General features: G+C 64.2%; 19 protein-coding genes. 12 read left to right on the top strand and 7 right to left on the bottom strand.

Translation table 11 applies throughout. The features are described 5' to 3' along the window. Positions 1-17: 17 nt before the first annotated feature. The 4 genes from gshB to rfbD all read right to left on the bottom strand — a co-directional run bounded on the left by gshB (position 18) and on the right by rfbD (position 4,921). The gene (gshB, locus tag CQ050_RS21390) at positions 18-989 is read right to left on the bottom strand and encodes a glutathione synthase (RefSeq protein WP_105558839.1); all 972 of its coding nucleotides are present in this window, start codon (positions 987-989) and stop codon (positions 18-20) included. 157 nt (positions 990-1,146) lie between these two features. Then, positions 1,147-1,701, bottom strand: coding sequence for a translation initiation factor IF-3 (infC, locus tag CQ050_RS21385; RefSeq protein ID WP_081534364.1), 555 nt, complete (start codon positions 1,699-1,701; stop codon positions 1,147-1,149). Positions 1,702-1,721: 20 nt separating this feature from the next. After that, complete coding sequence (gene thrS / locus CQ050_RS21380) at positions 1,722-3,674, bottom strand: threonine--tRNA ligase (RefSeq protein WP_105558838.1); 1,953 nt, start codon at positions 3,672-3,674, stop codon at positions 1,722-1,724. A 338-nt stretch (positions 3,675-4,012) separates the two neighbouring features. Continuing rightward, the gene (gene rfbD / locus CQ050_RS21375) at positions 4,013-4,921 is read right to left on the bottom strand and encodes a dTDP-4-dehydrorhamnose reductase (RefSeq protein ID WP_105558837.1); all 909 of its coding nucleotides are present in this window, start codon (positions 4,919-4,921) and stop codon (positions 4,013-4,015) included. A 186-nt stretch (positions 4,922-5,107) separates the two neighbouring features. Between rfbD and CQ050_RS21370 the strand changes: the two genes are divergently transcribed. Continuing rightward, on the top strand, positions 5,108-5,851 hold the full coding sequence (locus tag CQ050_RS21370) for a response regulator transcription factor (RefSeq protein ID WP_105558836.1): 744 nt from the start codon (positions 5,108-5,110) through the stop codon (positions 5,849-5,851). Between the two features lie 38 nt (positions 5,852-5,889). Here the strand turns inward: CQ050_RS21370 and hemN are convergent, their stop codons facing one another. Continuing rightward, positions 5,890-7,320, bottom strand: a complete 1,431-nt coding sequence (gene hemN / locus CQ050_RS21365) for an oxygen-independent coproporphyrinogen III oxidase (RefSeq protein ID WP_199196888.1) — start codon at positions 7,318-7,320, stop codon at positions 5,890-5,892. A 126-nt stretch (positions 7,321-7,446) separates the two neighbouring features. Here hemN and CQ050_RS21360 point away from each other — a divergent pair, with 126 nt between their 5' ends. After that, on the top strand, positions 7,447-7,713 hold the full coding sequence (locus CQ050_RS21360; RefSeq protein WP_105558931.1) for a hypothetical protein: 267 nt from the start codon (positions 7,447-7,449) through the stop codon (positions 7,711-7,713). Between the two features lie 7 nt (positions 7,714-7,720). On the opposite strand, the gene CQ050_RS21355 is transcribed toward CQ050_RS21360, so the two are convergent. Then, positions 7,721-9,196: a glycosyltransferase family 39 protein gene (locus tag CQ050_RS21355; RefSeq protein WP_233214211.1), complete on the bottom strand. Its 1,476-nt coding sequence runs from the start codon at positions 9,194-9,196 to the stop codon at positions 7,721-7,723. A 298-nt stretch (positions 9,197-9,494) separates the two neighbouring features. Here CQ050_RS21355 and CQ050_RS21350 point away from each other — a divergent pair, with 298 nt between their 5' ends. The 9 genes from CQ050_RS21350 to CQ050_RS21310 all read left to right on the top strand — a co-directional run bounded on the left by CQ050_RS21350 (position 9,495) and on the right by CQ050_RS21310 (position 19,153). Beyond that, positions 9,495-10,238: a FadR/GntR family transcriptional regulator gene (locus CQ050_RS21350; protein WP_105558833.1), complete on the top strand. Its 744-nt coding sequence runs from the start codon at positions 9,495-9,497 to the stop codon at positions 10,236-10,238. Beyond that, complete coding sequence (locus CQ050_RS21345; protein ID WP_105558832.1) at positions 10,235-11,479, top strand: Zn-dependent hydrolase; 1,245 nt, start codon at positions 10,235-10,237, stop codon at positions 11,477-11,479. The genes CQ050_RS21350 and CQ050_RS21345 overlap by 4 nt, the downstream gene beginning before the upstream one ends. A 187-nt stretch (positions 11,480-11,666) precedes the next feature. Then, positions 11,667-13,241, top strand: coding sequence for an ABC transporter substrate-binding protein (locus CQ050_RS21340; RefSeq protein ID WP_105558831.1), 1,575 nt, complete (start codon positions 11,667-11,669; stop codon positions 13,239-13,241). A gap of 101 nt (positions 13,242-13,342) precedes the next feature. Continuing rightward, on the top strand, positions 13,343-14,350 hold the full coding sequence (locus CQ050_RS21335; protein WP_006226975.1) for an ABC transporter permease: 1,008 nt from the start codon (positions 13,343-13,345) through the stop codon (positions 14,348-14,350). After that, positions 14,347-15,186 carry an ABC transporter permease gene (locus CQ050_RS21330; RefSeq protein WP_105558830.1) on the top strand — a complete coding sequence of 280 codons (840 nt, stop codon included), beginning with the start codon at positions 14,347-14,349 and terminating at the stop codon, positions 15,184-15,186. Before CQ050_RS21335 ends, CQ050_RS21330 begins: the two co-directional genes overlap by 4 nt. A 9-nt stretch (positions 15,187-15,195) precedes the next feature. Continuing rightward, on the top strand, positions 15,196-16,827 hold the full coding sequence (locus tag CQ050_RS21325) for an ABC transporter ATP-binding protein (RefSeq protein WP_105558829.1): 1,632 nt from the start codon (positions 15,196-15,198) through the stop codon (positions 16,825-16,827). A gap of 42 nt (positions 16,828-16,869) precedes the next feature. Next, complete coding sequence (locus CQ050_RS21320; protein ID WP_105558828.1) at positions 16,870-17,160, top strand: cupin domain-containing protein; 291 nt, start codon at positions 16,870-16,872, stop codon at positions 17,158-17,160. A 19-nt stretch (positions 17,161-17,179) separates the two neighbouring features. Continuing rightward, positions 17,180-18,244 carry a histone deacetylase family protein gene (locus CQ050_RS21315; protein WP_105558827.1) on the top strand — a complete coding sequence of 355 codons (1,065 nt, stop codon included), beginning with the start codon at positions 17,180-17,182 and terminating at the stop codon, positions 18,242-18,244. A gap of 15 nt (positions 18,245-18,259) precedes the next feature. Then, on the top strand, positions 18,260-19,153 hold the full coding sequence (locus tag CQ050_RS21310) for a DMT family transporter (RefSeq protein ID WP_105558826.1): 894 nt from the start codon (positions 18,260-18,262) through the stop codon (positions 19,151-19,153). Positions 19,154-19,162: 9 nt separating this feature from the next. Here CQ050_RS21310 and CQ050_RS21305 read toward each other — a convergent pair whose 3' ends face one another. Next, positions 19,163-20,188: a LacI family DNA-binding transcriptional regulator gene (locus tag CQ050_RS21305; protein WP_105558825.1), complete on the bottom strand. Its 1,026-nt coding sequence runs from the start codon at positions 20,186-20,188 to the stop codon at positions 19,163-19,165. 133 nt (positions 20,189-20,321) lie between these two features. Here CQ050_RS21305 and CQ050_RS21300 point away from each other — a divergent pair, with 133 nt between their 5' ends. Further along, positions 20,322-20,864 (top strand): TRAP transporter small permease, encoded by a 543-nt coding sequence (locus CQ050_RS21300; protein ID WP_105558824.1) that lies wholly within the window; start codon positions 20,322-20,324, stop codon positions 20,862-20,864. Positions 20,865-20,897: the final 33 nt, after the last annotated feature.

Here is a 20,897-nt window from a genome sequence, read left to right as displayed (position 1 = left end):
GACGGATTCCAGAGAGATCAGGCCGCCCGGGCAGTGGTCGCCACGACGCTTTCTAGCGCCTGGACGAACATGCCCGCGACATCGAAACCGGTCTGTTCGGCAATCTCTACGAAACAGGTGGGGCTGGTGACGTTGACTTCGGTGACGTAGTCGCCAATGACGTCCAGGCCGACCAGCAGCAGACCGCGGGCGGCAAGCTTGGGAGCCACGGCTTCGGCGATTTCGCGGTCACGCGCCGACAGTTCCTGTGCGACGCCACGGCCGCCCGCGGCCAGGTTGCCGCGCGTTTCGCCAGCCAGCGGAATGCGGGCCAGCGAGTACGGAACGGGCGCGCCGCCGATCAGCAGGATGCGCTTGTCACCGTTGACGATCTCAGGGATATACCGTTGGGCCATGATGGTGCGCGCGCCGTTGTCGGTCAGCGTTTCCAGGATGGCGTTCAGGTTGGGATCCTTGGGCTGCAAGCGGAACACGCCGGTGCCGCCCATGCCGTCCAGCGGCTTCACGATCACGTCATGATGCGTGTCGTGAAAGGCCTTCAGGCGAGCCATGTTGCGCGTCACCAGCGTCGGGGCGGTGAACTCGCTGATCTCGGTGATGGCCAGTTTTTCAGGATGGTTTCGAATGGCGGCGCCGGTATTGAACACGCGCGCGCCTTGCGCCTCGGCGTATTCGAGCAGATGCGTGGAATACACGTATTCCATGTCGAAAGGAGGGTCTTTGCGCATGACCACAGCGCCAAAATCCGCCAGCGGCAGGTCTTGCGTGGCGGACTCCGTCCACCAATCGTGGCCGTGCAGATCAGCGTCCGCCACCAGCGAGATGGGCGTGGTGACGGCCTTGACCGTGCCGGCCTCAATGTAGAGGTCGCCCTGCATGGCCACGCTAAGCGTGTGACCGCGCGCCACGAGGGCACGCATCATGGCAACCGAACTGTCCTTGTACGCCTTGAGAAGCGGCAAGGGATCAATAACGAACAATACATGCATCGCGACACCCTGAACGTACGCCGCCTTCCCTAGTGGGAAGGCGGCTTTTTTACATCGTAGCGCAGAGCCGCCCAATAAGCGAACCCGCCGGTCACGCAATGGACGGCGGGTCGGATGGGAAGCGGCCTAGCCCTCCAGGGAAGGCCAAGGCTGGAACTTACGCCGCCGACTCAGGCTTGCCCGCAGCGGGCACGGCCTTCTTCTTGGGCGCCAGCACCATGACCATCTGACGGCCTTCGAGCTTCGGCATGGCTTCGACCTGGGCAAGTTCCAGCAGATCGTCACGCACACGTTCAAGCACGCGCATACCAAGTTCCTGGTGGGCCATTTCGCGGCCACGGAAGCGCAGCGTCACCTTGGCCTTGTCGCCCTCTTCGAGGAAGCGGCGCAAATTGCGCAGCTTGACCTGGTAGTCGCCCTCGTCGGTGGCCGGACGGAATTTGACTTCCTTGACCTGGATGACCTTCTGCTTGGAACGAGCTTCGGCTTGACGCTTCTGCTCTTGGTACTTGAACTTACCGTAGTCCATCAAACGGCAGACCGGCGGCTCGGCGTTCGGCGCGATTTCCACCAGATCCACGTCGCTTTGCTCGGAAAGACGGAACGCGTCGGCGATCTTGACGATGCCCAGCTGTTCCCCTTCCAGACCTATCAGGCGCACCTCGGGGACGCGGATTTCACCGTTGATGCGATTGGCTTTTTCAGTGGCGATGTTGAAAGCTCCTAGAAATGTTAAGCAGCACTGCTATCAGGTTGATTGACGTCGCGACGGGTGGACACATCCTCGGACAATCGCGCGACGAACTCGTCGTATGCGATGGCGCCAAGGTCCAGTCCGCCCAGACCGCGTACGGCTACGGTGCCGTTTTGCTTCTCCTTGTCGCCGACGACAAGAATGTACGGCACCTTTTGCAGGCTGTGCTCCCGAATTTTACGAGTGATTTTTTCACCACGCAAATCGGACTCTACTCTAAAGCCTTGTTTTTTCAGGCTTTGTGTGGTTTCAGCCGCATAATCGGCTGAAGGTTCGGAAATGCAGCATACGACAGCCTGCACCGGAGCCAGCCAGGGAGGCATCGCGCCGGCATGGTTTTCGATCAGCATACCGATAAAACGCTCGAGCGAACCCAGGATGGCACGGTGCAACATGACCGGCGGACGGCGCTGGTCATTCTGGTCCACGTATTCGGCGCCAAGGCGCACGGGCATGGAGAAGTCGACCTGGATGGTACCGCATTGCCAGTGACGGCCGATGGCGTCCTTCAGGGTGTATTCCACCTTCGGGCCGTAAAAGGCGCCTTCCCCGGGCGAAATCTCGAATTCGCAGCCCGTGCGGCGCAAGCTTTCCATCAGGGCCTGTTCGGCCGTATCCCAGACTTCGTCCGAGCCGATGCGTTTTTCAGGACGCGTGGCGACTTTGTACAGCACTTCAGTGAAGCCGAAGTCGCGGTAGACCTTTTGCAGCAGGGCCGTGAAGTCGGCACATTCGTCCTGAAGCTGTTCTTCGGTACAGAAAATGTGGCCGTCATCCTGCGTGAAACCGCGCACCCGCATCATGCCGTGCAGCGAGCCCGAGGGTTCGTTGCGATGGCACTGGCCGAATTCGCCATAGCGCAGCGGCAGCTCGCGATAGGAATGCAGGCCGGAATTGAAGATCTGCACATGGCCCGGGCAGTTCATCGGCTTCAAGCCATAGACCCGGTTCTCGGACTCGGTCGTGAACATGTTTTCACGATAATTGTCCCAGTGACCCGTCTTCTTCCACAGCGACAGGTCCAGGATCTGCGGCGCTTTGACTTCCTGGTAGCCGTTGTTGTTGTACACGGCGCGCATGTATTGCTCGACCTGCTGCCACAGGGCCCAGCCCTTCGGGTGCCAGAAAATCAGGCCCGGCGCTTCGTCCTGGAAGTGGAACAGATCAAGTTCGCGGCCGATCTTGCGATGGTCGCGGCGTTCGGCCTCTTCCAGCATGTGCAGGTAGGCTTCCTGGTCTTCCTTGGTCGCCCAGGCGGTGCCGTAGATGCGCTGGAGCATCTCGTTCTTGCTGTCGCCGCGCCAATAGGCGCCCGCCACCTTCATCAGCTTGAAGACTTTCAGCTTGCCCGTGGACGGCACGTGCGGGCCGCGGCACAGGTCGATGAAATCGCCTTCGCGGTACAGGCTGAGCGGCTCGTTCGAGGGAATCGAAGCGATGATCTCGGCCTTGTAGGTCTCGCCGATGCCCTTGAAGAATTCGACGGCGTCGTCGCGCGACCATTCTTCGCGCGTGACGACTTCGTCCTTCTTGGCCAATTCGGCCATCTTCTTTTCGATGGCGGCCAGGTCTTCCGGGGTGAACGGGCGTTTGTACGAAAAATCGTAGTAGAAGCCGTTGTCGATCACGGGGCCGATGGTGACCTGGGCGTCAGGAAACAAGGACTTGACGGCGTAGGCCAGCAAGTGGGCCGTGGAGTGGCGGATCAGGTCAAGGCCGTCGGCGTCCTTGGAGGTCACGATCGCCAGGCGAGCGTCGCCTTCGATGCGGAAGCTGGTGTCGACCAGCTTGGATTCCGCGCCTTCGACCGTCACGCGGCCGCCCAAGGCGGCCTTGGCCAAGCCCGTACCGATCGATTGCGCCACTTCGGCGACCGTTACCGGTCCCGGATATTGGCGCTGCGAACCATCGGGCAATGTGATCTGTACCATCGGGAGTGCTTCCTGGGGTTCTTGGAACTGGAAAAAACGAAAATCGGAAACGAAAAACGCGGCCTGAGAGCCGCGTTCTAGTGGTTGTCTTGCTGAGTCCTACCGCTGACCTGACACGGTGAAACCCGACGCACGAAAAACTAACGCGACATAGGGCGAAAGTTCCGGGTCGTAGTTCGTGCCAGCGGGAAAAACATGGTTCTAAGCCTGTTGGTACGCGCCCGAGGCGGCGCGAAGCAAAGTGGCGCAATCAAGATCAACGGATCAATTGCGTTTATCGTTGCCGATTGTAGCACCATTTGCGCCCTTTCCGTCGCGTAAACGAGACAACCGCCCTCTCACGCCAGGTTGCGGCTGCCCACGATGGCAGCCAGCGCGTGCCGCACGCCGTCCCGCCATGGCGGCGAGTGGATTCCGAATTGCCGTTCGAGCAAACCGGTGTCCAGGCAGGAGTTCAAGGGCCTGCGCGCCGTGGAGGGGTATTGGCTGGAGGGGACGGGCTGGATGTCGGCCGGCGTCAGCGTGATGGGCAGCCCCGCGATCCGCGCCTGCTCTGCAACAAAGCAGGCGTATTCGTGCCAGGAGGCATGGCCTGCGGCCGCAAGGTGATACAGCCCGAACGGGAATCCGTCGCCGCCGCGCAAATAGCGCGCCACCGCGAACGCCGTCACGTCGGCAACGAACGCGGCGCCGGTCGGCGCGCCTCGCTGGTCGCTGACAACGCGCAGCGGCTCGGGCTGCCGCAACGCCATCAGCATGGATCGCAGGAAGCTGTTGCCGAAGACGCCGTAGATCCACGACGTGCGGAACACGAGATGCGCCGGATTCATGACCTGGACGGCGCGTTCGCCCGCGAGCTTGCTGCGCCCATAGGCATTCAGCGGCGCGGGCGTGTCGGTTTCGACGTAAGGATCCGGTTTGGCGCCATCAAACACGTAATCGGACGAGTAATGGACAATCAGCGCGCCCCGGCTTGCCGCCAGGGCGGCGAGCTCGCCCGCGGCCTCGCCGTTGATCCGCATGGCCCGCACTACGTCTTCTTCGGCGCGCTCGACCGACGTCAGCGCGGCGGCATTGACGATGACGTCGGGTTTTTCGCGGCGGACCACGCGCGCCAGCTGCAGGGGGTAGGTCAGGTCGCACTCGCTTTTGCCCACCGCTGCCACGATGCCCAGCGGCGCAAGGCTGCGCCTGAGCTCAAAACCCAATTGACCGTCTCGCCCTAACACCAGGATCTTCTTCAACATGCTTACGCTCTATATCAGGCCAAGGGTGCAACAGTCTGATTTTGGCGCTTTTCCTGTCCGGACAACCGCACGAAAACGTAATCTGCCTTCGCAAATTTCAGACAACCGCGACGCATGCTTCGGATTTCGCCCTGAACCGGATGAAACCGCAACCGGCGTTCCTTTTTACCGGCCTATGGGGCATCGATGAAATCTGTTTCAACGCCTGTGACCGTGGCGTCATTCTTTTCGTCTCCGCCTCGCAGCGGCGACAGCGATGATCGCCCAGGCGCTCGCAGGCACCTGCTGCTGTCGCGCCCTCCCCCCACCATTCGGGTCGCCGTGCTGGACGACCATCCCGTGGTGGCGCTGGGGGTGGCCGCCTACCTGGAAAGCCGCCCGGGCTTCCGGGTCGTCCATCGAGAAACCTCGGCGCGTTCCCTGTTGGAAAAGCTCGGCCAAACGCCCTGTGACGTGGCCCTGATAGATTTTTACCTGCCCCAGGAACCCTGGGATGGCGTCAATTACCTGCGCCGCCTGCGTCGATACCACCCCAATCTGGCGATCATCACGTTTTCGGCCGGCAATCTCTATGAAACGCAGTATGCCGCCTTTCGCGCGGGGTCCAACGGGTACCTGGCCAAGCAATGGGGGATGGTCTTGCTGCCGGACATGATCCGCGGAGTACTGAACGGCAAGGCCCCCTTCCTGTCAGTCGAAGAAGGCAAGATCCGCCCACTGCAGCCCACGCACCCGCAAGCGCTCCTGACCACCTCGGAGGTGGAAATTCTTCGGCATATCAGTCAGGGGTTATCGGTGACGCAGATCGCCGTCCGGCTCATGCGTAGCAAAAAGACGGTCAGCACGCACAAGCGCCGGGCCATGCGCAAGCTGCAGCTGGCCGACGACCTGTCGTTGGCGCTGTACCTGCGCGAGAAGTTCGCCGAATAATGATGCGCAAGGCGCCCGAGGCGCCTTGCCCAGGCCGCTCAGATGATGCGGGAATAGCTGGCGCTGGTGCTTACGCTGCGCAAATAGCCGTCAAACGCCATGGCGACGGCGCGCACGAAATACCAGCCCAGCCCGGTCACCTGGACCTCGCCCGCGCGCAAATTCACAAGGCCCAATTCGGCCAGGTTCGCCATTTGCAGCAATTCGCGGCTGAAATAGTCGCCGAAGCGCAGGCCATGGCGCGCCTCGATTCGCGCGAATTCCACGCGGCCCTGGCACATGATGTCCATGATGACCTCGCGCCGGGCCAGGTCGTCGGCATTGAGCGCCAAGCCGCGCTCGACGGCGAAATGCCCGGACTCGATGGCGGCGTAGTAGGCGTCCAGGACTTTGGCGTTTTGGCTGTAGGTATTGCCGATGCGGCCGATGGCCGACACGCCCAGCGCAACCAGATCGCGGTCGGGCTGCGTGCTGTAGCCCTGGAAATTCCGGTGGAGTTCGCCGCGCTGCTTGGCGATGGCGAGCGCGTCGGTGTTCAACGCGAAATGGTCCATCCCGATGTACGTGTAGCCCTGCTGCAGGAAGCCGTCGATGGCCGAACTAAGCAGGCCGACGCGGGTGGTGCGGTCGGGCAAGTCGGCGTCGTTGATACGGCGTTGCGGCTTGAAACGTTCCGGCAAGTGCGCATAGGCGTACAACGCGATGCGATCAGGCCGCAGCGCCACGACCTGCGAGATCGTGCGCGTGAACGATTGGGTCGTCTGCAAGGGCAGCCCGTAGATAAGGTCTACGTTGACCGAGTCGTAGCCTAGCGCTCTGGCGCTTTGCATCAGCGCCCGCACGTCTTCGAAGGACTGCACCCGGTGCACCGCCACCTGCACTTTCGGGTCGAAATCCTGCACACCGAAGCTCAGCCGGTTGAAGCCCAACTGCCGCAAATGAGCCAGGCGCGCAGGCGTGGCCGTGCGCGGGTCGACCTCGATCGAGATTTCCGCATCCGGCTCGAACCGGAAACCCGCCCGCAGGTCTTGCATCAGGCGGGTCAGTTCGTCGTCGGACAGGAAGGTGGGCGTGCCGCCACCGAAATGCAGCTGCGACACCGGGACGCCCGCGCCCAGTTCCTTAACATGCAAGGCGATTTCGTGGGCCAGCGCATCCAGATAGCGGGCTGCGCGTTCGTGATGCCGCGTCACCACCTTGTTACAGGCGCAGTAGTAACAGACCGAATCGCAAAATGGGATGTGCACGTAGAGCGAGAGGGGCTCGTCGGGCGTGGCGGCGCGCCGCTGTTGCAACGCCTGCCGGTAGTCTTCTTCGCCGAAACCGGCGTGATAGCGGTCAGCCGTGGGATAAGAGGTGTAGCGAGGCCCGTTTTTGTCCAGCCTGGCCAGCAACTGGGGCGGGAAAAATGGCTCGGCGGCGGCAGGGGCCGGTGGTTCTGAAACGAGTGGGCGTAGGGCGGCTTGCATAACCCGGATTATTCGCCTGCAGCGCCCTTCCCACCTTGATCTTGCGCAAACCTCGAGCCAAGCGAATGCGCGAGCGGTCTGGCCCTTAAAATGCGCCCATTCACGATGCAGAAAAAGGACACCCTCATGGACACTGAACTGGAAGGCCGCTTGCTGGCCATGCGCCAGGCGTTGGCGATCGCCATCGCCCTTTCCACCCGCAGCAGCCCCCAGGCGACCGATATGGCGCTGGAACTGCTGGATGACCTGAAGGCGAACCTGGACAAGACGCCGTCGGACAGCCCGTTCGAAAAGCCGGAATGGGTGGTGGGCGCGCACGACGAATTGGACGGCATCGCCCGCCTGGTGCGCGCCTTCACGCAAACGCCGGAGCCGGACGGCGACGCGCAGTAGGCCCTGCCTAGTCGTTTGCGCCGCAGGCGGCGCCGGGCGGAAGCACCCGCCAGTACAGGCCGGGGAAACCCGCGCCGACCGGCTCGTAGCCCGGCGGATGCGCATTCATGCTGAGTTCCAGCGCTCCGCATGCGGCCGCCAACCCGGGGGGCACCCACGGGCTGAAGCGCAACTGCCCGTCGATCAGTACCAGGGGCTGCTCGGGCAGCCGCAAAGCCAGTGCGCCAGCTTCCGCCGGCGGCCCCGAGATCACCCGGACCGGCCCGCCCAAGGCTTGCGTGGCCCGCCCATGCAGGGCATGCGCCAACGCCTGGGAATCGAAATACCGCCAGTCCGCCGCACGGCGTGCCAAGCCCGCCCCCGCGGGCGAGGTCAGTTCCACGCGCGCCATCAGCAGCACTTGAATCAGCATGAACACCGCTGCTGCTTCCCGTGGCCTGACACGCCCCCACCCTGCGCGGCCGCGCAGCAGTTCCATCGCGGCCGGGACCGCGAACAACAGATACGGCGTGCCCCAATGCAGTTGAACGTGCGAACCGGTGGCCAGCGTCATCGTGCTGACAAAGACCAGCGGCGTGAAACCGAAGGCCAGTAACAGCGCGCGCCCGGGATCGCCAGACGCAGCGACTGGCGATCCCGGAACGACCCCGCGACATGGCCGGCGCCGCGCCAGCAGCCACACCGCCCCCAACAGCACCCATGCCGGCATGGCTCGGTTCAGCAACTGGTCGCCCCACCATCGCACCACTTCTTGCGCGCGGGCGGGCCACGGCAAACTGGCCGCCAGCGACGATGACATGGCGTAGCCCACCGACTCAAAGTCGTTGGCTGCCAGCCAGACCAGATGCGGCGAAAACACCGCCAACGCCGTCAGCCCGGCCACCTGCAAGCCAAACCCCTGCATCGGGTCGCGCCAGCCACGCTGGCTTAGCCAGAAGACGAGCACGGCCACGCCCGCCACCGCCACCTGGTACTTGGCCAAGGCGCCCAACCCCAGGCAGACACCGAGCGCGAGCCACCAGCCGATACGGCGCGTCGTGTAGGCCTTCCAACAGGCAGCCGCGCAGCCCACCACCAGCGGAATCAGCACGATCTCGTGGTTATAGAAGTACAGGCGGCCGTTGTAGAAGGTGACGCACAAGCCGGCCAGCAAAGCGGTCATGGCATAGGCGCGCCCGCGCAGTTCGCGCATCAGGCGCCACAGCAGCGCGAAAGCGCCCAACGTGCACGCCGCACCCGCGACATACGTTGCCCACGCCGACCATCCCAGCAACTGGACCACCGGCCATAGCAGCCACGTCGGCAACGGCGGATGCTTGTAATACCCCCATTCCAGGCTGCGCACCCAGGTCAATTGCTCGATATTGTCGGTGGGCGGCGCCAGCGCCCCCCGGTCCAGCAGGGGCAGCCAGCACAAGGCGAACACCAGCAGCCCCACGCCAATCGCCCAGCCCTCCAGCCGGGCCGCCCGCATTGCCCCCATTCCCACTCCGCATCTCCCTGCCGCCCATCGGCGGACGGCCTCCAGCCCGACATCGGGCCGGCGGAATTATCGATTTGCGGAGCCGCCGAAGCCCGGCGGTTTTGTTGGCCAATTGTTCTAAAACTGTAAAGCCCGGGGGCGTTTCAGATCATGCCTAACTGGCCTGACCACTTGCTAGGAAGACGTGAAATCCCTCTGATCGTTTTCCCTGAATCACCGATATTTCTCTTCTATTTCAATGGCGGCATGCCTATATTGGTGGCCTGACCACCAGGCCATTCAAGTTGGCAATCACGCCATGAGCACGTTCCAGGCTGTCGCTGCTACCCGGCTGTACCGCATGATCGCCGACCAGATCGCCGGCCGGATCCGTGCGGGTGATTTCCCCCGCGGCGGGCGGCTGCCGTCCGAGCGCGAACTGGCGGAACAATTGCAGGTCAGCCGGGCGTCGATCCGCGAAGCCTTGATCGCCCTGGAGATCGAGGGTTACGTGGAAGTGCGGGTCGGTTCTGGCGTGTTCGTGACCATCGCGCCGGATGGCGCCGGATTTCCAGCGACCGCCGGTTCGGCATCGCACGCCGCGGCGGACCGCGACGACTTCGGCCCCTTCGACCTGCTGGAAGCCCGCATGCTGATCGAGCCCGAATGCGCCGCGCTTGCCGCGCACCAGGCGACGCCCGCGCAGATCGCCGCCATCCGCGACGCGCATGCCGACATGTCGCTGACCGATTCGCCCGGCCGCCACGACCGCGAATTCCATAGCGCCATCGCCGTCGCTTGCGGCAACGCGGCGTTGGCGTCGGCCGTCGCGCATTTGTGGAATCTCAGCCAGGCGAGCCCGGTGTACAGCCGCATGCAGGATTACTTCGTCACCACGCAGGCGTGGGCCGCCGCCCATGCCGAACACCAGCGCATCCTGAATGCCATCGTGGCGCGGGACCCGATCCGGGCACGGCATGCCATGCATACGCACTTGCTGGGCATCCTGGCGCGCCTGCGCGAAGACTTCGATTCATTCACAGACCTTCGAGGCAACCCATGACATCGTCTTCCCTTTCCATCAACGGCAAGCGGCTGTGGCAATCACTGATGGATCTGGCGCAGATCGGCGCCACGCCCAAGGGCGGCAATTGCCGTCTGGCGCTGACCGCGCTGGATGGACAGGGCCGAGACCTTGTGACGGGCTGGATGCGCGACGCCGGCATGACGGTGCGAGTGGACCAGGTCGGCAACATCTTCGCGCGCCGCGCCGGCCGCAACAACGATCTGCCGCCCGTGATGACCGGCAGCCATATCGATACGCAGCCCACGGGCGGCAAGTTCGACGGCTGTTATGGGGTGCTGGCCGGGCTTGAGGTCATGCGCACGCTGAACGACGCAGGCGTCGAGACCGAAGCGCCGCTGGAATTGGCCATCTGGACGAACGAGGAAGGATCGCGCTTCGTGCCGGTCATGATGGGATCCGGCGTGTTCGCGGGCAAGTTCCCGCTGGAGACGGCGCTGTCGGCGCGAGACGCCCAGGGTCTGGCGGTGCGCGATGAACTTCAGGCGATCGGCTACGCAGGCGCCGACCCCGTCGGTGGAAGGCCGGTCGACGCCTATTTCGAGGCGCATATCGAACAGGGCCCGATCCTGGAGCATGAAGAGAAGATCATCGGCGTGGTGACCGGCTCGCTGGGCCTGCGGTGGTACGACATCACGGTGACGGGCATGGAGATGCACGCCGGCCCTACGCCCATGGCGATTCGCCGCGACGCGCTGTTCGCCGCCAGTTTCCTGGTGCAAGCGGTGATCAACATTGCAAACACGCACCAGCCGCATGGGCGCGGCACCGTGGGCGAAATTCACGCCTATCCGGGTTCGCGCAACGTCATCCCGGGCCAGGTCCGGTTCACCGCGGACCTTCGCCATGAAGACGAAGCGACGCTGGCGCGCATGGACCAGGCCTGGCGCCGCGCCTGCGACGACATTGCCGTCGCGCATGGCGTGCGGGTTGAAGTGAAAGACGTGCAGACCTTCCTTCCCACGCCCTTCGACCCGGATCTGGTGGAAAAGGTGCGCCAGGGCGCGGCCAACCGCCGCCTGCCCGCCATGAACATCGTGACCGGCGCGGGGCACGACGCGGTCTACATGGCCGCGGTCGCCCCGACGGCGATGATCTTCGTGCCCTGCAAGGACGGCATCAGCCACAACGAGATTGAAGACGCGCAGCCCGAGCATCTGGAAGCAGGCTGCAACGTGCTGCTTGATGCCATGGTGGCGCGCGCCAACGCCGCGCGTTAGCACCGCCGATTTCGCCGCAATGGTGCGCGGCCGCCTTACCCAGCACCTGTATGAAGCATGGTTGTATCGGCTTCACCCGTAGTACCCCTGAGAAATGCAGGTGGCACGAGGTTTGCTTGTTATTGCCCGGCATCCCGCCGCGCGACGGCGGTCACCTGTCAGTCCCTTTCCAGCCCGGAGGCTCGCAGTGAAATCGAAGAAATGGTTCTCCTTGAAGTTCGGCGCATTGGTCCTTGCGGCCGCGCTGCCCGCCACGCATGCCCTGGCCCAGACCAAGGGCGGCACCTTGAACATGATCGTTCAGCCGGAGCCGCCCGTGATCGTCACGGCCATCAACCAGCAAGGCCCCACGCAATTCGTCGCGGGCAAGATCTATGAAAGCCTGCTGACCTATTCCACCGACCTGAAGCCGCAGCCGGGCCTGGCCAAATCGTGGGAAGCCGCGGCCGACGGCCTGACCTACACGTTCCACCTGCAAGACAACGTCAAGTGGCATGACGGCAAGCCGTTCACGTCGGAAGACGTCGTGTTCTCGCTGGCCGACATGCTGCCCAAGACGCATGCACGCGCCCGTGTGATCCTGAACAAGTTCGTCGATTCGGTGCAGGCGCCCGACGCCAAGACCGTCGTCATCAAACTGAAGACGCCCTTTCCCGCCTTCATGTTGATGTTCGAGCCGGGCTTTGCGCCGATGATGCCCAAGCATCTTTATGCCGGCACCGACTACATGACCAACCCGGCCAACCAGAAGCCGGTGGGCACGGGCCCCTTCATGTTCAAGGAATGGAAGCGCGGCGAATACATCAAGCTGACGCGAAACCCGGCGTACTGGAAGCCGGGCATGCCGTATCTGGACGAACTGGTGTTCAACGTGATTCCCGACGCGGCTTCGCGCGCCGTGGCGTTCGAGCGCGGCAGCGTGGACGTGCTGCGCGGCGGCGATGTGGACAACGTGGACATCAAGCGCCTGCGCGCCTTGCCCAAGGTGGAATACACCACGGCGGGCTGGGAAATGTTCTCGCCGCAGGCCTACCTGATCTTCAACATGCGCAAGCCGCCGTTCGACAACCTGAAGGTGCGCCAGGCGGTCATGGCCGCGATGAACCGCAACATGGTCGTCAACAACATCTTCTTCGGCCTGGGCAAGGTGTCGACCAGCCCCTTCGTGACCACCGAGATGTTCTATGACAAGAACATGCCGGCCATGCCCTTCGACATGAAGAAGGCGCGCGCGCTGATCAAGGAATCGGGCATCAAGCCCGAGGACTACACGATCCGCCAGCTGAGCTTCCCTTACGGCTCCACCTGGGACCGCCTGGGTGAATACACCAAGCAGGCGCTGGAACAGCTGGGTTTCAAGGTCAACCTGGAATCGACGGACGCAGGCGGCTGGGCCAGCCGCACGGGCAACTGGGATTTCGACATGACCACGACCTTCACCTACCAGTACGGCGACCCCGCGCTGGGCGTGCAGCGGCTGTACATCACGTCCAACATCGTCAAGGGCTCGCCGTTCGCCAACGTGCAGGGCTACAGCAACCCCGAGACCGACAAGCAATGGGAAGCCGCCGCCTCCGAAGTCGATCCGGCCAAGCGCCAGGCGCTCTACACCTCGCTGCAGACGACGCTGGTCAATGAAGTCGCCAACGGCTTCCTGGTGGACATGGAGTTCCCCACCCTGTATCGCGGCAACGTGAAGAACCTGGTCAAGACCGCCATCGGCTTGAACGAGTCGTTCGACGACGTGTACATCGAGAAGTAAGCGCAGCAAGACGCCGCCGCGGAGTCCCCGCGGCGGCGGATCCCGGCCGCGCGACGGAGGTTGCCCAGGCAGCCCGCGCCCGTCCAGAGAGGACCCAGAGCATGAAATTCCTGTCTTTCCTTGTTTCTCGCATCGGCAAGGCCCTGGTGGTCGTGCTGGGCGTGGTGATCATCAATTTCTTCCTGATCCGCCTGGCGCCGGGGGATCCCGCCGCCGTGCTGGCGGGCCAGGCCGGCGCGGGCGACGCCGCCTATGTCGATCAGTTGCGCGTGGCCTTCGGCCTGGACAAGCCGATCCTGACCCAGTTGATGCTGTATCTGAAGGGCGTGGTCCAGCTGGACCTGGGCTTTTCCTACCGCAATCACGTGCCCGTGCTGGACCTGATCGTGGAACGCCTGCCCGCGACCTTCCTGTTGATGTCCTGCGCCTTCGTGTTCTCGATCGTGCTGGGCGTCTTCCTGGGCGTCGTCGCCGCAAAGGCCCGCTACCGGAACAAGCGCCGCTGGATCGACAGTTCGGTCATGACGGGTGCGCTGCTGCTGTACGCCACGCCGCTCTTCTGGCTGTCGCTGATGGGCATTCTGCTGTTCTCGGTGGTGCTGGGCTGGCTGCCGGCCTTCGGCATGGAGACCGTGGGCTCCGGCTTGACCGGCTTGGCGCGCGCGGCGGACATCGCCCAGCACCTGGTCTTGCCCACCATCACGTTGGGCTGCTTCTTCATGGCCGTGTACGTGCGGCTGACGCGCGCTTCCATGCTTGAAGTCATCGGCATGGATTTCGTGAAGACGGCGCGCGCCAAGGGCGTGAGCCCCAGCCGCGTCATCCGCACCCATGTGCTGCGCAATGCGCTGCTGCCGGTCATCACATTCGCCGGCATCCAGCTGGGCCAGATGGCCGGCGGCGCGGTGCTGACCGAAACCGTGTTCGCCTGGCCCGGCATCGGCCGCCTGATGTTCGACGCCCTGTTGCAACGCGACTACCAGCTGCTGCTGGGCATTTTCCTCGTCACCTCCATCATGGTGGTGGTGTTCAACCTGCTGACCGACGTGCTGTACCGCCTGATCGATCCGCGCATCGGCGCCGGTGCGCAGCAAGGAGCCGCCGCATGAAGTCATTCGCCCAACGATACATGCGCAACTACGGCGCGGTGGCGGGTCTTGCCATCATGCTTGTCGTGGTTGTCGTGGCGCTGGCCGCCCCGCTGCTGTACGAGGAGTCCCCGTGGATGATGGTGGCGGACCCGCTGATTCCACCCTTCACCAATGCCGACTACCCCTTCGGCACCGACATGCTGGGCCGCGATATCACGGCCGGCCTGGTATGGGGCGCCCGGGTGTCGCTGATGGTGGGTCTTCTGTCGACCGCCGTGGCGCTCCTCTTCGGAATCCTGGTCGGTGCCGTCGCAGGGTACTGCGGCGGCCGCGTGGATGATGCGCTGATGCGCTTCACCGAATTCTTCCAGACCATTCCGCAGCTGGCGATGGCGGTCGTGCTGGTGGCCATCCTGAGCCCGTCCGTCTATTCCATCATGGGGGCCATCGCCATCGTGTCATGGCCACCGGCGGCGCGCCTGGTGCGGTCGGAATTCATGACCCTCAAGCAGCGCGAGTTCGTGCAGGCGGCGATTGTCATCGGCCAGACGCCCGCCCGCATCGTCAGCACTCAGATCCTGCCCAACGCCATGTCGCCCATCATTGTGTCGGCGTCGTTCATGGTGGCAACCGCCATCCTGACGGAATCATCGCTGTCCTTCCTGGGGCTGGGCGACCGTAATCTGATGAGCTGGGGCTTCATGATCGGCGCCGCGCGCACGATGATCCGCGAAGCCTGGTGGATGAGCGTCTGGCCCGGCGTGGCGATCCTGCTGACCGTGCTGGCCATCAACCTGATCGGCGAAGGGCTGAACGACGCCCTGAACCCGCAACTGCGCAAGCGCGGCGAATAGGAGGCCGACATGACCGAAGCCACGCCTCTGCTGTCCATCCAGAACCTGAGCATCGCCCTGCCCCGCGGCGGCGATCGCCCCTTTGCCGTGCAAGACGTGTCGTACGACATCCGGGCAGGAGAAATCCTGTGCATCGTCGGCGAATCGGGCTCGGGCAAGTCCATGAGCGCCAACGCCATCATGGGCTTGTTGCCCGACTACCTGACACCGCAACAAGGCCGCATTCTGTTTCGCGGCAAGGACCTGCTGCGGCAGGACGAAGCCACGCTGCAAGCCATGCGCGGAAAAGACATGGCGATGATTTTCCAGGAGCCCCTGTCGGCCTTGAACCCGCTGATGACGGTGGGCGACCAGATCAGCGAAGTCATGCGCGTCCACAACGCCTACCCGGGCGCCGAACGGCTAAAGCGCACGCTGGAACTGCTGGCCTTCGTGGGTTTGCCGGATCCCGCCACCCTGTATCACGTCTACCCTTTCCGCCTGTCCGGTGGGCAGCGGCAGCGCGTCATGATCGCGATGGCGCTGGCGCTGGAGCCGGCGCTGCTGATCGCCGACGAACCGACGACCGCCCTGGACGTCACCACCCAGGCGCAGATCCTGGCGCTGATCGCCCGCATTCAGAAGGAAAAAGGCATGGGCGTGATGTTCGTCACGCACGACTTCGGCGTCGTGGCCGAGATCGCCCATCGCGTCGCCGTCATGGAAAAGGGCGTGCTGGTGGAACAAGGCCCTGCCGACGAGGTGCTGAACCGCCCTCGCCATCCGTATACCCAACGTCTGATTGCCGCGGTGCCGCATCGCCGCGGCGAAGAACGCGTGGCCGCGGCGGACGACCACCCCGTGCTCGAGGTCAAGGACCTGAAGAAGACGTATGTGATCGGCCACGGCTGGCTGGGTGGAAAGCGCGAGGTGCACGCGGTGGATGGCGTGAGCTTTGCCGTTCGGCGCGGCGAGACGCTGGGCATCGTGGGCGAATCGGGTTCGGGAAAGTCGACCATCGGCAAGTGCCTGCTGAAACTGGTCGGTATCAATGGTGGCCAGCTGATCTTCAATGGGCAGGACATCGCCGCCATGTCGGAGTCGCGCTTCCGGCCCCTGCGCCACGACATCCAGATGATCTTCCAAGACCCGTTCGCGTCGCTCAACCCGCGCCATACGGTCGGACGCATCATCAGCGACGGCCCCGTCGCCAACGGCGTGCCGCGCGCACAAGCTGAAACCCGGGTGCGCGAACTGCTGTCGCTGGTGGGGCTGGACCCGTCCGCTTTCGACCGCTATCCCAATCAATTTTCGGGCGGGCAGCGGCAGCGCATCGGCATCGCCCGCGCCCTGGCGCTTGAGCCCAAGGTGCTGGTCGCCGACGAATCGGTATCGGCGCTGGACGTGTCCGTGCAAGCCCAGGTGCTGCAACTGCTGCACGACCTGCAGCAACGCCTGCAGATTGCGCTGGTGTTCATCACCCACGACCTTCGCGTCGCCGCGCAGATCTGCAATTCGGTACTGGTCATGCATCGGGGCAAAGTCGTCGAGTACGGCTCGCCCGCGCAGATTTTCGACAACCCGCAACATGCCTACACCCGGCAACTGATCGCCGCCGTGCCCGGCCAACACTGGGATCCGACTCAGGCCACAATGGCCTGAACACGCCCCGCGAACCCGAACACAACACCAGGAGAACTCCCCGTGCAACGCCCCGCAGCCGTCCCCACCGTGCAGATCGACAATGACCAGGTCACCGTCACTGAATGGCGCTTTCCGCCGGGCGGGGAAACCGGCTGGCACCGCCACGGCATGAACTACGTGGTGGTGCCGCAAACCACCGGCCCCCTGCTGCTGGATACCCCCGATGGCCCGATCACCAGCCAGCTTACGACCGGCGTCGCCTACTATCGACCCGTTGGCGTGGAGCACAACGTCATCAACCCCAGCGAAACCGAGTTCGTTTTCGTCGAAATCGAAATCAAGCAGGCTTGACGCGTCAGCGAGGACCATCATGAAGGCGTTTTTCTCGGAAGAGCAGTTGCTGCACACCCCGCAGCAATTCATGCGGTTGGGCCGCCTCAGCGCGCCCACCGACTTGCCGTCGCGGGCCGAAAGCCTGCAAGGCGCGCTGGCGGCAAGGGGAATCAAGGTCGAAGCGCCGGCCGACTACGGCCGCAAGCCGCTAGAGAACATACACAGCGCCGACTACCTGAACTACCTGGAAACCGCTTACGCCCGCTGGCAATCGCAGAAGGCGCCCGGCGTGGATCCGGGGCCTGAAGTGCTGCCGAACCTGTCTCCGTACTACAACGGCCGCATCGAGCAGGCGGGCCGCGGCCCCTGCCCGTCGCCGTCCATCGTGGCGCAGACGGGCTACTACCTTAGCGACCTGTCCTGCCCGATCGGGCCCCAGACCTGGCGCTCGGCGCTGCGGTCTACCCATAGCGCCGTGGCCGCCGCCGATCACGTGGCCAGCACCGGCGGCATGGCCTATGCCTTGTGCCGGCCATCCGGCCACCACGCCCACCGCGACCGCGCGGGCGGCTTCTGCTATCTGAACAGCAGCGCCGCGGCCGCCAGCCGGCTCTTGCAGACCTGGTCCAAAGTGGCCGTGCTGGACGTGGACGCGCACCACGGCGACGGCACTCAGAACATCTTCTATCACCGGGCGGATGTGATGACCGTATCGCTGCATGCGGATCCCGGCGCCTATTACCCGTTCTACACGGGCTATGCCGAAGAGCGCGGGCACGGTGCGGGCGAAGGCTACAACCTGAACCTGCCCCTGCCGCACGGGTCGGGCAACGCCCCCTTCCTGGCCGCGCTGGACACGGCGTTGACGGCGCTTGGCCGTTACGCGCCCGAAGCCCTGGTGCTGGCTTTGGGATTCGACACGTACAAAGACGATCCCATCAGCGTACTGAAGCTGGACATCGACGCCTACCGCGACATCGGCGCGCGCGTGGCCAGCCTGGGCGTGCCCACCGTCGTCGTGCAGGAAGGCGGCTACATGGTGCAAGCGATCGGCCCGGCGCTGGATGCGTTCCTGCAAGGCATGGGACACGGCGGCGCCTGACGCCCGTCCCCCGCCATGTCCACCATCCCCTCCGCTGTCCTGCCGCCTTCGTCCACCACCCGCAACGCCGGGATCCTGTTGTTTTTCGCCGCGCTGGTGGCATTTGCCACGTTTGACGCGGGGTCCAAGCACATGCTGGAACGCTACCCCGCGCCGTTCCTGAATGTGATGCGGTATCTGGCGGTGATCGTGCTTGCGGTCTTCATGCTGTGGCGTCACGGTAACGGGCTACGCCTGCGTGACGCGCCCGAAAAGCCGTTGCTGGTGCTGCGCGGCGTGACGCTGGCCACGGTGGCCACCTGCTTTATGACCGCGCTGATCTGGATGCCCTTGTCGGAAGCCACCGCCATTTACTTCACGTCGCCGCTCATCATGGTGGCGCTGTCGCCTTGGTTGCTGGGCGAGCGCGTGCGGCCCGTGCAATGGCTAGCGGTGGCCGTAGGGTTTGCCGGCATGCTGCTGATCGTGCGGCCCGGCGCCGACCTGCCGCTGTTGGGCACGCTGCTGATGGCGGTGTCGGCCGTCTGCTACGCAATCTTCCAGGTGCTGACGCGCAAGCTGTCGGGCAAGGTGCCCGGGCCGGTGCAGTACGCGTACACGGCCATCATCTGCCTGGTCGTCACGGCGCTGCCAGCACCTTTCTTCCTGCCGGATCCCTGGCCCACGCCCGCCGACACCGCGCTCATCATCGCGCTGGGCGCATGCAGCGGACTGGCGCAGGTGTTGTTGATTGCCGCATTTCAGCGGGTGTCGGCCGCGACGCTGGCGCCGTTGAATTACTTTCAGCTGTTGCTGGCCGTGCTGTTCAGCACATTCTGGTTCCAGCGCCCCCCTGACAGCCTGGCGCTGGCGGGCATGGCGCTGATCATGGCTTCGGGTGTTTTTCTGGCCATGCGCCGCGCAAGCTAGGCCCGCCGTTCAGCTGGTTTCGCGCTGCACCAGCGTGAAACCCAGGTCCACGTGCCGCAGGGCAACGGGTTCGCCCGACAGATGCTGCATCAGCAGCCCCGCCGCCGATACGCCGATCTGGTAACGCGGCGTGGCAATGGTGGACAGGGGCGGCGTGGTCCAGGCCGTACCGGCCAGGTCGTGAAAGCCGATCAACGCCATTTGCTCCGGCACCCGCACGCCCAGCCTGCCGCACTGGAACACCGCGCCTTGCGCCAGGTCATCGTTGCAGAAGAAGACGGCGTCGCAATCCGGATGCTGCTGGCGCAAGGTTTCCAGCAATGATGCGCCCAGGCTGATGGAGGATTTTTCGGGCGTCATGATTTCCAGCGTGGCGTCGTAGCAACCCGCGTCGCGCAACGCCTGCCGCGCGCCTTCGCAGCGGCGCAAGGAACGGGGGTCCAATTGGGCGCCGATGATGCCGATGCGCCGGCGGCCACGCTCCACCAGATGACGGCAAGCGGCGTAGCCCGAGTCGAACTGGGAAAAGCCGACGCTCATGTCTTCGCCGTCGGCCAGCGTTTCAATCGTGTGCACGGTGGCCATCCGCTGCGTGCGCAGCAACGCCCACGTACCGGGATTGTGGTCGATGCCGGTCAAGATCAACCCATCCGGCGAATGCTGCAAATACTTGCGCAACAAGGCTTCCTCGGCGTCCGGCGAATACCCGGTCACCCCGATCAGCATGTGATAGCCATGCTGGTCCAGCACTTCCTTGATGCCCGAAATAATGTCGACGAACACCACGTTGCTTAGCGACGGAATCAGTACCACGATGGTTTGCGACCGCGCCGACGCCAGCGCGCTGGCGGCGTGGTTGGGCACATAGCCCAGTTCCTGGCAGACGCGCGCAATGCGCAGGCGCAGCGCTTCGGCCACCTTGTCCGGCGTGCGCAATGCGCGCGACACGGTGATGGCGCTGACGCCGGCGCGGCGCGCCACCTCTTGCATGGTGACGCGGCCAGCGTGCGAACTTCGAGGTTTACGGACGGACATTGGCCCTCGTGGTCGAGTGGGAAGCGCGTAGTCTGACGCAAAAAACAGGGGCTTGCCAAAGTTGAAATGTTAGCGCTAACATCCGCCAAAGCATAAGCGAAAAAAGCCCCGGAAAACGGGGTAGGAGACAAACATGCAAGCCTTCCCTTCCGGGCGGCGCGGCGGGTCACCGCTGGCCCGCGCCGCCGATTGGTGTTTTGCGCTACAGACCTGGCTGATGGTGGCCTGTCTGGCCGTCATGGTCGTGCTGCTGTTCGGCAACGTGGCGCTGCGCTACCTGTTCAATTCCGGCATCAACGCGTCTGACGAGGTATCCCGCCTGGCCTTTGTCTGGCTGATCTTCCTAGGCGCCGTCATTGCATTGCGCGAACACCAGCACATCGGCGTCACCATGCTGGTCGAGCGTTTCGGACCCGCTGCGCGCCGCGTGTCTCACATCTTTTGCCAATTGCTGGTGCTGTGGGTGCTGTGGCTGATGGCGCAGGGCAGCTGGGTGCAGACCGTCATCGGCATGGACACCGTGCTGCCGGTCACCGGCATGCGCCTGGCGGTGTTCAACACGGCGGCGCTGTACGCGTCCGTTGCCATGGGCATCCTGACCGTCATTGATCTGGTTCGTGTGCTGACCGGCGGCCCCCTGCCGGCGGAATCCAGCCCCGAAGACCCGCTGGTCTGACCCGGCCACGCCTGCCCCAACGCCCCCGCCCCC

This window comes from Achromobacter sp. MYb9 (assembly GCF_002975275.1).
Taxonomy (GTDB): domain Bacteria; phylum Pseudomonadota; class Gammaproteobacteria; order Burkholderiales; family Burkholderiaceae_B; genus Achromobacter.
This window is presented reverse-complemented; position numbering and strand designations above follow the sequence as displayed.